10 protein-coding genes are annotated in these 12703 nt (G+C 35.0%); 7 read left to right on the top strand and 3 right to left on the bottom strand.

The window, feature by feature from the left end; genetic code table 11:
* The 7 genes from B2145_RS01145 to B2145_RS01115 all read left to right on the top strand — a co-directional run.
* Nucleotides 1-180 (top strand): hypothetical protein (locus B2145_RS01145; protein WP_291097280.1); only part of this gene is annotated, 180 nt, incomplete at its 5' end.
* 127 nt (nt 181-307) lie between these two features.
* Nucleotides 308-1321: a dipeptide epimerase gene (locus tag B2145_RS01140; RefSeq protein WP_291097278.1), complete on the top strand. Its 1014-nt coding sequence runs from the start codon at nt 308-310 to the stop codon at nt 1319-1321.
* Between the two features lie 140 nt (nt 1322-1461).
* Nucleotides 1462-1680: a hypothetical protein gene (locus B2145_RS01135; RefSeq protein WP_291097276.1), complete on the top strand. Its 219-nt coding sequence runs from the start codon at nt 1462-1464 to the stop codon at nt 1678-1680.
* 79 nt (nt 1681-1759) lie between these two features.
* Nucleotides 1760-1918, top strand: coding sequence for a hypothetical protein (locus tag B2145_RS01130; protein ID WP_291097274.1), 159 nt, complete (start codon nt 1760-1762; stop codon nt 1916-1918).
* 260 nt (nt 1919-2178) lie between these two features.
* The gene (locus B2145_RS01125) at nt 2179-2541 is read left to right on the top strand and encodes a P-II family nitrogen regulator (RefSeq protein ID WP_291097273.1); all 363 of its coding nucleotides are present in this window, start codon (nt 2179-2181) and stop codon (nt 2539-2541) included.
* Nucleotides 2542-2581: 40 nt separating this feature from the next.
* Nucleotides 2582-4180 carry an ammonium transporter gene (locus B2145_RS01120; protein ID WP_291097271.1) on the top strand — a complete coding sequence of 533 codons (1599 nt, stop codon included), beginning with the start codon at nt 2582-2584 and terminating at the stop codon, nt 4178-4180.
* Nucleotides 4181-4675: 495 nt separating this feature from the next.
* Complete coding sequence (locus B2145_RS01115; protein WP_291097269.1) at nt 4676-5989, top strand: ammonium transporter; 1314 nt, start codon at nt 4676-4678, stop codon at nt 5987-5989.
* 231 nt (nt 5990-6220) lie between these two features.
* On the opposite strand, the gene B2145_RS01110 is transcribed toward B2145_RS01115, so the two are convergent.
* Genes B2145_RS01110 through B2145_RS01100 form a run of 3 tightly spaced genes read right to left on the bottom strand, consistent with a single transcriptional unit; the run spans nt 6221 to nt 12502 of the window.
* Entirely contained in the window at nt 6221-8548 is a 2328-nt protein-coding gene (locus B2145_RS01110) for a DEAD/DEAH box helicase (RefSeq protein WP_291097267.1), read from the bottom strand.
* 2 nt (nt 8549-8550) lie between these two features.
* The gene (locus B2145_RS01105) at nt 8551-10500 is read right to left on the bottom strand and encodes a site-specific DNA-methyltransferase (protein WP_291097265.1); all 1950 of its coding nucleotides are present in this window, start codon (nt 10498-10500) and stop codon (nt 8551-8553) included.
* 49 nt (nt 10501-10549) lie between these two features.
* Nucleotides 10550-12502 (bottom strand): tetratricopeptide repeat protein, encoded by a 1953-nt coding sequence (locus B2145_RS01100; protein WP_291097263.1) that lies wholly within the window; start codon nt 12500-12502, stop codon nt 10550-10552.
* Nucleotides 12503-12703: the final 201 nt, after the last annotated feature.

Raw genomic sequence — 12703 nt, 5'->3', positions numbered from 1 at the left:
TCAGTTTGCTCCGGAATATCCACTTTCCTTTTAGAATTATGTATTACTATTGAAATATGGACTCAAAACTGCTGCAATGTATTTATTATTTGGATTCAAATATACATCATTTGTTTCTTTTTTTATGTAAATCAAGGTTTGAAAAAAGACAAAAAAAAGCTTACCAAAATATATGTTTAATCAAAATTTCAAATAAAACATAAATTCCTTGAAAAATGAAATTTACTTCTCCTTTTTGTTTGTAAACCAATTTTTATTAATTTCCTTTGATATTAATTAAGTGCTTGTCAAACAATATTTCATAGCAATGAAAATAATACTCAGAACATTTGACCTTCGGTTAAAGCATACCTTTACTATTTCAAGGGAATCTTATGATACAAAAACCACATTGATTGTAGAATTGCAAAGTAATGGTTACTCCGGATTTGGAGAGGCTACGTCAAACCCCTATTACAATATTACAATAGGTTCGATGAAAAATAATTTGGAAAAAATAATTCCATTCATCGAAGCCATAACTGATGAAACTCCGGAAGTTTTTTGGCACAATGCCCACAAATTATTAAGAAATGATATGTTTGCACTTTGCGCTTTGGACATAGCTTACAATGATTTATATGCTCACAAAAAAGAAAAAAAACTATATGAATTATGGGGTTATTCTACCAACCATAACCCTAAAACCGATTATACTATTGGTATTGACAGCATTGAAAAAATGGCGTTAAAAATGAAAGAAATGCCTTGGCCTATCTATAAAATTAAACTTGGAACTAAAGAAGATATTGCTATTGTCACTGAATTAAGGAAGCATACCAATGCTATTTTCAGAATTGATGCCAATTGTGGTTGGACTGTGCCAGAAACCATAAATAATGCGATCGAGTTGAGGAAACTGGGTGTAGAATTTTTGGAACAGCCCTTAAAAGCTGATAATTGGAAAGGTCACAAGGAAGTTTTCAACCATTCTGTTTTGCCTATTATTGCTGATGAAAGCTGCATTGTTGAAGAGGATGTGGCAAAATGCCACAATAATTTTCACGGTGTAAATATTAAACTGGCAAAATGTGGCGGACTTACCCCTGCCAGGCGGATGATCACAACTGCGAAAAAGCTGGGTATGAAAACCATGGCAGGTTGCATGACGGAATCTTCGGTTGGAATTTCGGCAATTGCCCATTTATTGCCAGAATTAGATTACGTAGATATGGATGGCGCATTGTTATTGGCTGAAGATATTGCAACAGGAATAACGATTAATGATGGTATTATAAAATATTCTGAGTTAAATGGAACAGGAGTTAGTTTAATCTCATAAATAATGACAGTTGAGGAATTTTAGAATTAATTAATATTGGTAGCATCGAATATTTATATTTTGGCGGAACAAATTATTTAGGAATAACAACTAATCCCGATTTTCAAACCCTTTTATTTGAAAGCATCAAAAAATGAGGAATGGCTTATGGGAGTTTTCGCAATTCGAATATTAACCTTTCCGTTTATTCCACCGCCGAAAAATTATTGGCTAAAAACATCGATGCCGAAGCAGCCTTGACAATTTCTTCAGGAATGCCGACGGGAAAATTGGTCGGTAACCCTCTTTCGAAAACAACCGATTCGATGTTTCATTTTCCGGATGCCCATGTCATCCTCCTTTTTGGAAACCTATACTAATACTTTATGAATTGCAAAAGCAAAAATTGCAACAAAATTTAAATTTTATGGTTAAACATTTTGGGGCCAATGGATGAAAATGGTTTATTTTGAAGATGAATCAGTTTCAAAAAAATTATTGGAAAACAAAATCATAACTACCTCTTTTAAATACACAGATGCTTCAGGCAAACTCAATCTAATTGTCATTACTGCCAATCCTCTAAATGGCGATTTAAACAATTATTTGCACAATTGAACTTCTTTTACTAAAAAACCCATTAATAAATTTATAATTTTTAACAATTAATAATTCTATACCCGTAAAATTATAGGGTGTAAAATATTTATTTAATAAAAATAAAACTATTGACCATAGTTTTTTTTGGGGTATGAAATGAATTTATACTTTTATCAAAATTTAAAGCTAGAAATAAGGTGAAAATTATTTTTAGTCTGGAATAGTTGAAAAATATCTTAAGAGTTTCAGAATCTATTAATTCATTAAAAAAATTATTTATGAAAAAAATTGAAGCAATTGTTAGAACATCAAAATTTGAAGATGTTAAAACAGAACTAAAAAAAATTGGTATTGATTTTTTCTCTTACTGGGAGGCTTCCGGTGTTGGAAATGAAATTACGCGAGGTCATCACAACTACCGTGGAACGGTTTACGATACCCAGTATATTCCACGGGTATTAATTTCAATTGTCATGAAAGATGCCAATGTATCTAAAACTATCGATTGCATCGAAAAAGCTGCATTTACTGGCGAAGTAGGTGACGGAATGATTTTTACCTATGCCATTGAAGAATCGGTAAGGATTAGTAATGGCACAAGAGGAGAAGCATCTACTGCGGGCCCAGGAGACAAAATTTAACGAAAATAAAATTATATATTAATTACAAAATAAAAAAATTATGATAAGCAAAATAAGAATTTTAGTATTTTTAATGATACTTTCGATAACGGGTATGAGTGCTGTCGCACAGACTGATACTGTTGCTGCACCAGCACCTGCTGCACCAACTGCTACTGTGACGACAAAAGCTCCAGATCCAACTGGTGCTACTACAGGAAATGCAAGCGATGTAACCGCTGCAAAAGCAGGACAACCAACTTTGAGTGAACTTGCAGATCAGGCAGGTCACAACAAGGTAGCCATAAACATGATGTGGTTATTAATCACAGGTTTCCTTGTAATGTTTATGCAAGCTGGATTCGCCATGGTTGAAGCAGGTTTAACCCGCGCAAAGAACGTTGCGCATACGATGTCGATGAATATGATGGTCTATGCTCTGGGTATGATAGGATTTTTCATAAGTGGTTTTGCAATCATGTTTGGTGGTATAGGTTCTTTAGGCACTTTAGGTGGCTTCGGTGGCCTAGCCAGTGAATTTAGTATTAATATATTCGGACACACATTTGGTTTATTTGGAATGCAAGGTTTTTGCCTTACAGGTTCTTATGACGTTGCCGTATTTGGATTATTCCTTTTCCAAATGGTGTTTATGGATACTACAGCTACTATCCCAACCGGATCTATGGCTGAACGCTGGAAATTCTCTCACTTCGCAATTTATGGTATTCTAGTTGGTGCATTAATCTATCCTATCTACGGAAACTGGGTATGGGGCGGTGGCTGGTTGTCACAACTTGGCAACATGTTCAACTTAGGTCACGGAGTTGTGGATTTTGCAGGTTCTTCGGTAGTTCACATGACAGGTGGTGTATTAGCACTTGTGGGTGCAGTTTTGATTGGACCACGTTTAGGAAAATACAACAAAGATGGATCTGCAAATGCAATTCCGGGACACAACATTCCAATGGCAGTAATTGGTTGCTTAATTCTTGCATTCGGTTGGTTTGGTTTCAACCCAGGTTCTACATTAGCTGGTGGTGACTTAAGAATAACTGTAATAGCAGTAAATACTATGATTGCTTCTGCAACTGGTGCATTTGCCTCAATGTGTTATATGTGGTTTTTTAAAACTAAAAAACCGGATCCTTCTATGATGATTAATGGTATGTTGGCCGGTTTAGTTGCCATTACCGCTCCTTGTGCTTTTGTAAGCGTACTATCAGCCGCTCTTATCGGATTAATTTCCGGAGTTTTAGTAATTGAAGCAGCTTTCTTTATTGAGAAAAAACTTAAAATTGATGATCCAGTTGGTGCAGTTGCAGTTCACGGTGTAAACGGTGCATGGGGAATGATTGCATTAGGATTATTTGCCGATGGTACTTATGGTGATGGTTGGAATGGCGTTAAGGGTACAGTTACCGGTTTGTTTTATGGAGATTCCAGTCAGTTTTATGCTCAAATAATTGGCGTATGTGTCAACATTACATATGTAGCTGCCTTTGGATGGGTTGTCTTTAAATTAATTAGCCTAGTAACAGGCGGTATGAGAGTAAGTGCCAAAGATGAACTTGAAGGACTTGATGTACCAGAAATGGGAATCGAAGGTTATGCAGGCATCAAAATGGATAAAAATGCCGAAACACCATTATCAAAATAACATATCCACTCTTTTAAATTAATTTAAGCTGGCTTTATATTAAAGCCAGCTTATTTTTTGATTCTATTTTTAAGCCGCTTTTATTTCTACATCAATAACACAAACAAAAATGGATTGCTAATTTCCCACAAGCTTTTCCCATTTTATCAATTGCATATTGTTGCATAATAGGCAATATCAGAACTATTTTTTACGTTATGGCAATGTCGATAACCCATCTATTCGCAGGATTATTGTACATAAATTAGTTTTGCCTTGATTTTGTATAAATTTAATATAAATTTGAATTCCTCTCTATTTATGAAAAAGACTATGGTGAAAACTAAATTTAATCAATATTGCATTATCAAATTCAAAAAATAACATCTAATTTTTTTATTCCTTTAGATTTATAGGGGTATATATTGAAATATTCATAAAAATTGCAATTACAATGACTTTTTTATGGGGTATGAATTCATTTTTATACTTTTGTCAAAATTTAAAACTAAAACAATGCGAAAGATTATTTTAAGTGTGATATTGATAACCATTTTGATATTAACCCTTTTTTCTAATTTCATTTTAATCGAAAGTCCAATTCCCTCTGAAACTGTAAAATTTGATACTGGCGATACCGCTTGGATGATAGTTGCCACCGCACTTGTATTGATAATGACTCCCGGATTAGGCTTTTTCTATGGTGGAATGGTAGGTAAAAAGAATGTCATCAGTACTATGCTACAAAGCTTTATGGCAATGGTAATTGTAACCGTATTATGGGTAATTATTGGTTATGGTTTATCATTTGGCCCCTCAATAGGTGGATTCATTGGAAATCCACTTCCAAATTTATTTTTTCAAGGTGTTAAGACAAATACAGCATGGAGTATGGCTCCAACGATTCCTTTAATGCTATTCGCCTTGTTTCAAGCAAAATTTGCAATTATAACTCCCGCTTTAATCACGGGGGCTTTTGCAGAACGAATTCGTTTTTGGGCTTACTTATTATTTATGGTTTTCTTTATATTATTGGTATATGCACCATTAGCCCACATGACTTGGCATCCAGAAGGAATTTTCTTTAAAATGGGAGTATTGGATTTTGCCGGAGGAACGGTAGTTCACATGAGTGCAGGTTGGGCAGCATTGGCTGGAGCCATATTCTTAGGAAAAAGAAAAGTACAAAAAGTTAATCCTGCTCGTATTACTTATGTATTATTGGGAACTGGATTATTATGGTTTGGATGGTTTGGTTTTAATGCTGGTTCGGCAATGGGCGCAAATAACCTTGCTGTTCAAGCCCTTGGCACAACCACTGTGGCTGCTGCTGCTGCTGCTATGGCATGGGTGTTTCTTGATAAAATATTAGGACATAAACTTTCGGCAATGGGCGCTTGTATTGGAGCAGTTGTAGGACTGGTAGCCATCACTCCTGCTGCCGGATTTGTAAGTATTCCCAGCGCAATGTTCATAGGTGTTTTTAGTAGTATAGTAAGCAATCTTATGGTTAGTAAATTCCCTAAGGGCAAAATTGATGATGCTTTGGACGTGTTTTCATGTCACGGTGTTGGAGGCATGACCGGTATGTTATTAACTGGTGTTTTTGCATCTAAAGCAATAAATCCTGCAGTTACGGATCAAGGACTTATTTTTGGAGAAACCACTTTATTCATTCATCAATTGATTGCTTTGGTAGCCGTTTCAATTTTTGCCTTTACAATGTCTTATTTCCTTTTCTTTATTGTAAATAAAATCACTCCTTTAAGAGTAAGTGAAGATAAAGAAGAATTAGGATTGGATATTTCTCAACATGGGGAGTATTTGTAAAATATCATTTATTTAATTTTAAAACACTCTAAAAATTCGTTTTTAGAGTGTTTTTTTTATGCCTATTTGATTGTGATGGTTTATACTAATTTGAGAATATAATTTATCCTATTGCAAATTCGAATAAAAGCCAACAAGTGAAGCTATCTATGAGATTCCCCCCAATCGTAATGTTAGACCAACGACGTTTTATTCCAGGTAAAACAAACTTAAAAAGGATTTAATATTCACTTAGAATTGTGAAGGATTAAAAAATGTCCAATTTGTCATATCTTTTGTGTCGTCAATTTCAATGGTGGAATATCTGAAATTTACATCTTCTTGAATAATTACACCCCCAACTAATATTCTATTTGGATTTATCTTGTTTTCTCTGTCCATATAATCCAGTAAAGCATTGTGTTTGTTAGGTGCTTCAGCATCCGAACGTTTGGTTTTTGTATCAAATAAACCTATTTTACCTGATTTGAATTTGATTACAAAATCGACATAAAACAAACGCAATACACCATAACTATCGTTATACGGAACTGCAAAATGCTCTTTGCCTTGGTCTCCATTTTTATACCACCAATCAATATGATTTTCATTGGCTATCAAAAAGTTTTTGAATGCTTGTTCCGGATTTGAAACACCATTACTTTCAAAAAAAGGTTCAAGTGCGTGACTTTCTATTTCCTCTTTTTTATTGTACAATTCTGTATAATAGCGTACTTCGGGAACTTCCCAATCACTGTTTTCAACTCTCCTTTTATCATTTCCTTGTGTTAGCTGCCAAGCTTCAAATTTTTCTAGCCCTTGGACAATATGCTGTATCAAAAGAGCCTTGTTCTGTGGGAACAAAAAGAATTTATGTGCTGTAGTTTCAAACATTCCGAAATAATATTCCGCAAAATGAATTAATGTCTTTCTTAATTGTTTCCAACTTTTGGAACGGTTTAACCTAGTTATGTTATCATAGCAAAATCTATCAAACATATCGCTAAACTGTGCCTTTGTTATAGCAAAACTTTTTATTTGGTTTGCATTCAACATTATGGAATTTACTTCATAAGGATCTATATTTATATCGGTTGGGATTGGTATTTGATGGTCATCTATTTCAAATTCCCAACCGTTTTCAATAAGTTTTCGCTTATTGTCTTGCTTCAATAATTCAAAAACTTCAAAATCTTGGTCTGTAAATAAATCTCCCTCAGGCAATTGTTTTATGGCATATCTTTCTTCTAAAACTTTAAAAAATTTAGGCTCGAAATAATCTGTTAACAGTCCTTTTGACGGTCTGTCGTTGATGACTGTTGCGGTTACTAATTTATCAAAAACCCAACCCTTGTCGTCTTTTCTCTCTGCATATTGGGGAATAAAGAAATCTACATCCGAAGGAACAAAATTTATCCTGTTGCTTTCAATATTTGTATAAACATATCCATAATTTAAATCATCGCTGTCATAATGTCTTTGATGTGGCATTCTTAAAATTCTTCCCACGGTTTGAATTCCAAAATCAGGACTTTTGACTGTTCTGTAGCTCACTAAAATTGATGCTCTTGGACAATCCCAACCTTGTGCAATAGCTTGTTTAAAAATTAGAACATCTTGCAAGCCATTAATATCTTCCAATCCATCGGTGTCTTTTTCGCCTGAAAGCCAAATTGCCAAACGTCCATTATTTGTACTAATATTAAACTCCGAGTTTAACAAACCTACTAATGTATCCCGAATCGTTTTATCCTCTTCACTCAAAGCAGTGGTTTCTGAAGGAAGTTGGATTATCAACAAAGGATTGATTTTATTTTCGCCTAACTCTGCATTATACAAGGCTTGCAATTCTTTTTTCTTTGCCAAAGCGGTTCGCAACAAATGAATATGCACATTATCGCTTCCTTGAAGTTTTGGGTCTAAACCAATATTCAATCGAACGCCCTTTTTTATCATTTGTTCCTTGATTACTTTTTGGCGTGGAATAGAAACTGTCAATTGCGGTCGAACATTTGGGGTTGCCGTAACCATTATTTCTATTTTGGCTTTAATCAATTTCCTTACCGCAATGGCTTGTGGTCCCGTAAAAGCACTTAAATGAGCTTCGTCAATAATCAAAATAATTTGAGTGTCAAAAGCCTTTGTGTTTTCTATTAGAGTTTCGAGATTCCTGCTGTTTTCATTGTCCTGACGCCATATTTTTTTCATTCCATCTACACTGCTCCAATTTACAAAAAGTAAATCTTTGGGGTTTAGTATTGGATTATCGCTCAGGCTATTCAAATCAAAACAATTCAATTTAGCTGTGTCGGCATATAGTTTTTGCAAGGATAAAAAACTTTGAATGTGCAAAGTGTTGGGAGCAAACCATATAAAAGCAACTTTGTCGTTCAATCCTGGTTGCAAGGGCAATTCATCGACTAATCGGTATAAATAATCTGCCATCATCACGGTTTTGCCAGAACCTGTGGGTGCTTCCAGCAATATCGGAATCTGTACTTGTGCGGTATCTAATGCGTCGAACGTATTGGTAAGTAAACTTGCCACTGCTTTATCCTGAAAATCTTTTAATATATACATACTTAATCTTGGTCTTCGTTAAACAATTCGACAACTTCTTCTACACTTGTAGCTTTGGTTTCCCGAGATGCAGGCTCTTTTTTGTCTAATTTCAATGTTCTGAAAGTAGCGCGATAGGCATTATAAATAGCATCGGGAAGCGGCACGGCTTCTATTTTATCGGCAACATCAAAAAACATTTCTGCCAAAGCCTCTTTCTCTTCGCTAAAAACATAAAGCTTAACGGGTTGTTCAATTTCTAATGCTTGAATAAAGGGAATCAATTGTTCGCAAACTTCTATTTGCTCCCTGCTGTGATACACCACAACCATAAACTTGCCCCTGCTGTTAGTGAATATTTTGCAAACCGCTGCTTTAAAACCGTTTGTTGCCGTAACATCTAGGTAACAATCTTCCTTGATGCAAAGCAGTTCTGTACTAGCCGAAGTCAATAAACGCTTGTTGGTTTCGCTTTTGTTGCTGGGCACAAACCCGCTTTTGTAATACCGTAAATTGTTATTCCACAATCCAGCAACGGTAATGCCTTTGGTATTTGTATAACCTTGAATTACTCTTTTGTTACGTTCATAAGTAATCTCTTCACAAATGTTATTTTCATTATTGGTTATAAGAATACATTGACGATTACCTCCATCTTCGTCATTTAGAGCCATTGTAGCGTGAAGGGTTGTGCCTGAACCTGCAAAAAAGTCAAGAATTAAAGAGTTATTATTTGAACCAATTACCAAAAAATCCTTAATCAGATCTAATGGTTTAGGGTTATTAAATCTTTTATCTTGAAATATATTTTTTAATTGAGCAGTACCATTACCACTGCTATATTCTGGCTTATAAAAAATTGATTTTGGTTTTTTTGTTGGTAAGTCTCCAAGTTCCGGTCTTTGTTTTTTATATAATGAAATTCCATTTTTTGTTCTAATTACAATTACATCATATAACAATCTACTTATAGTATTATCATTAAAACCCCAACGCCATCTGCCATATTGATTACTGTCAACATTAGGTAAGACAACATCATATCCTTGATTTGTATATTTTTTAACTATTTCATCTAAATGAGTATCATCAAAAGATTTACTAATGTTGTTGAAAATGAATTTGTGTTCTTCTTTAGTTATTGTAAAAGCATTATTGTCTTTATCTATAATTATTGGATAAAACATTAAAGGTCTGTCTTCTCGATTTGCTTCTGTCCCAGTAGCTCTCATAGTAGCACCTTTTTTAAACATTCCTATTTCATCTTCATCCCATTCTTCAAGTTCATCTGTATCGAAATTAAAAGAATTGGGTTTAAAATTTAATTTATTTTTCGCATAAACAATAGTGTATTCGTGAGTTCCAGCAAATGCAAATTGGTCTTGATTACCTTTCAAATTCATAATCGTTGGTAATTCTGCAATAAAATTTGAATTACCTAAAACTTCATCACATAAAAGTTTAATTTGAGCAATTTCGTTATCATCAATACTAATAAAAATAGCCCCTTTATCACTTAAAAGTCGTTTAGCAATCCGTAATCTTTTATCCATAAACGAAAGCCATTTACTGTGGCGGTAACTATCTTCTTTATCTACAAAAGTATCGTTGTATTTAAAATCTTTATTACCCGTATTATACGGCGGGTCAATATAAATCACGTCAATTTTTCCTTCGTGCGTAAATGTTAATGCTGTAAGAGCGTGCAGGTTGTCGCCTTCTATCAAAATATGGTTTGGCGCACTGTCTCCCTCTCCTTCGGAGAGGGCTGGGGTGAGGATTCTTTTTTCTGTTACTTCTCTCAAAACTGGTAAATTATCTCGTAATTGTTCTTCTACATCTTCGGATTTATCTTCCCAAACGAGTCCGTATTTCTTTTTGGTATTTACTAAATTGATAAGATAGGCACGCTCATCCTGTGAGATACCGTCGAGTTTTTTTATTTTAGAGATTAGATCTTGTTTGCTGGTCATTCTTGTTTTTTTAAAGTGATTTTTTTAGTCAAATTCATTTTAAAAAACATTAACCAGAGGTCATTTTCACCGCCATTTCAAACTCTTTTTCATAATCCAAACCAATTTCTTTTACGTGCTCTGGCACCGCCAAACTCCAACTCACATAATAATACGCAAGCAAATGATAACCCGAGAACCGCTTGTTAGGAATGCTGCCAATGATGTAATTGTCTATTTTTGTGTCGATGCCTTGTGCGCCTAGCATCGCGATTTCGAAAGCTATTTTCTTGATTTCCTCTAGTGGTAAATCCTTAAAGAACTGCAAGGCAGCCACCATATATTGCACCACGGCAAAATTTAACCCTAGTGCCTCTTGCTCCTCTTGAAACTGTTTCATAGCAAGCAATTCGGCTGGGTCTTCGGGTTCGTTTATACCAAAAGGGTCTTGTTGCAGTTGAGTCAAGAAAGTATCAATGTTGGTTTTGGTTTCAAACTGGGATTCGTTTTCCAATGCGAAAAAATGATCCAGTTCGAGGGCTTTCGCCCAATGGCGCACGAATTCGAATTCTTCGGCAGGTTTGCGGTTGTCTTTGCTGTCTAAAAACTGCTTGTAGAATTTCTTGGCTTGTTGTAGTTCTGAAGGCGTTGCCTTGAATTCCTCGATGAGATTGATACCAAACAATTCTTTGAATTGCAAGGCATTGACTAAACTGTAAGTTTTGGTTTTGGAAATTATACTTTTGGGAACGAGGTCCAGGATTCTTTCGTCCGTAACTGATTTTATGGCTTCTTGCAGTAAGTTGTAAAGCGACAGGAATTGATACGGTCGCAGTTCTGCCTTTTCTTTGTAGAGAAACTCTTCTATGAAAACATCTATCGGAGTATTGTAGGTTTGAAGATTTAACCCATTAAAAATCCCGTCCGAAAATGTAGTAATTACCGTTTCGTCCAATCCCATACTTTTCAGTTTCTGGATAGCGGGTTGAATGGCATCAATAAAGTCCTGTTTGTTCTTTTGAGTGGAAATAAACACTTGGTTTAATCGCTCTTTTCGTGCCTGAATTACAAAATCCAAATGCACCAGTTCGTGCATCACTAAATGGGCTACGGCTGGATAGGTGCTTTTGTATTTTACGATGTGTTTGTCGCGATGGTATCTTTCGGCAAATTCTATTTTGGCAGCCGTTTTGATGGTGTCATCGGCATAAATAGCAATTGGGATTCCGCCTTCTTTTTCTAGCTGGCTTCTATAAGTGTAAAATATTTTTTTGCCATCAAAATCAGAGGTGATATTACGAGCGATTTTAAATGCTTTTCTAAAAGCGTTTTGGTACAATACATCTTTGGCAGTCGAAAACTTGATAGTTTGGATTGTACTGTAAAAAGCGGAATGTAAATCGTTTTCCTTTTCGGCAATTAAGGCAAGGATAAAATGAGTATTAGGATAATTATCTGAAATTTTCAGGGCTTCCCAAGCCTGTTTTTTGGCATCCTCCAACCTGTTTTCTTGAAACAATAAATAGGCAATATTAGATAAAGTGATGTAGTCGGTTTGGTTTGCCAGTAGTGCCTGATCGTAATATTTTAGAGCAGTGGGAACGTCTTTAAGGAATTTTGCCTGAATATTCCCCATCATCAACAAAGCCCAATTGTTCTTGGAATCCCAACGCAAAGCGTCAATCAAACAATTGATGGCTTCCTCCTGATCGCCTTGATCCGAAAGAATTTGTCCCATAATCCGATGAAATTCAGAATTGGTGGGATTGTTTTCGATAAGTTGTTGCAGGATGGGTTTTGCCTCTTGGTAGTTCCCTTTTTCGCAAAGGGCAACCGTTTTTTGATAATCGGCATCTTGGGCAAGAATGATTGGAGTGTCAATTTCTATCGTAACCCAATCGTCTGTAATAGAAACTTTTGGAGTAAAAGGGCCAAAAGTATAGTATTTTTTTAACTCGTTGATTAATAGACTATTACCCCCCCCCCCGTGATATTTCAGGGAAAATGGTAAATAGAAAATCATCTATTTTATGAAAAATTTGCATAAAGTGACAAGGAATTAGTAACGTTTTCAATACTTTCTAAACGGAAAAGTATTTCTTTTTTTATGTGCAACAAATCTAATAAAATATATTCTTTTACAGGCGATTAAATGTGTAGGAAACCAATTATTTTTGATAAAAAAGTTGCAGCAATTGAAATTTTATACCGCTAGTTATTTCAA

The sequence above is a fragment of the Flavobacterium sp. UBA5153 genome (assembly GCA_002413745.1).
Lineage (GTDB): Bacteria > Bacteroidota > Bacteroidia > Flavobacteriales > Flavobacteriaceae > Flavobacterium.
This window is presented reverse-complemented; position numbering and strand designations above follow the sequence as displayed.

Coding starts and splice junctions, on each gene's coding strand:
- B2145_RS01140 (WP_291097278.1), top strand. CDS start 308: ATGAAAATAATACTCAGAACATTTGACCTTCGGTTAAAGCATACCTTT.
- B2145_RS01135 (WP_291097276.1), top strand. CDS start 1,462: ATGGCTTATGGGAGTTTTCGCAATTCGAATATTAACCTTTCCGTTTAT.
- B2145_RS01130 (WP_291097274.1), top strand. CDS start 1,760: ATGGTTTATTTTGAAGATGAATCAGTTTCAAAAAAATTATTGGAAAAC.
- B2145_RS01125 (WP_291097273.1), top strand. CDS start 2,179: ATGAAAAAAATTGAAGCAATTGTTAGAACATCAAAATTTGAAGATGTT.
- B2145_RS01120 (WP_291097271.1), top strand. CDS start 2,582: ATGATAAGCAAAATAAGAATTTTAGTATTTTTAATGATACTTTCGATA.
- B2145_RS01115 (WP_291097269.1), top strand. CDS start 4,676: ATGCGAAAGATTATTTTAAGTGTGATATTGATAACCATTTTGATATTA.
- B2145_RS01110 (WP_291097267.1), bottom strand. CDS start 8,548: ATGTATATATTAAAAGATTTTCAGGATAAAGCAGTGGCAAGTTTACTT.
- B2145_RS01105 (WP_291097265.1), bottom strand. CDS start 10,500: ATGACCAGCAAACAAGATCTAATCTCTAAAATAAAAAAACTCGACGGT.
- B2145_RS01100 (WP_291097263.1), bottom strand. CDS start 12,502: ATGATTTTCTATTTACCATTTTCCCTGAAATATCACGGGGGGGGGGGT.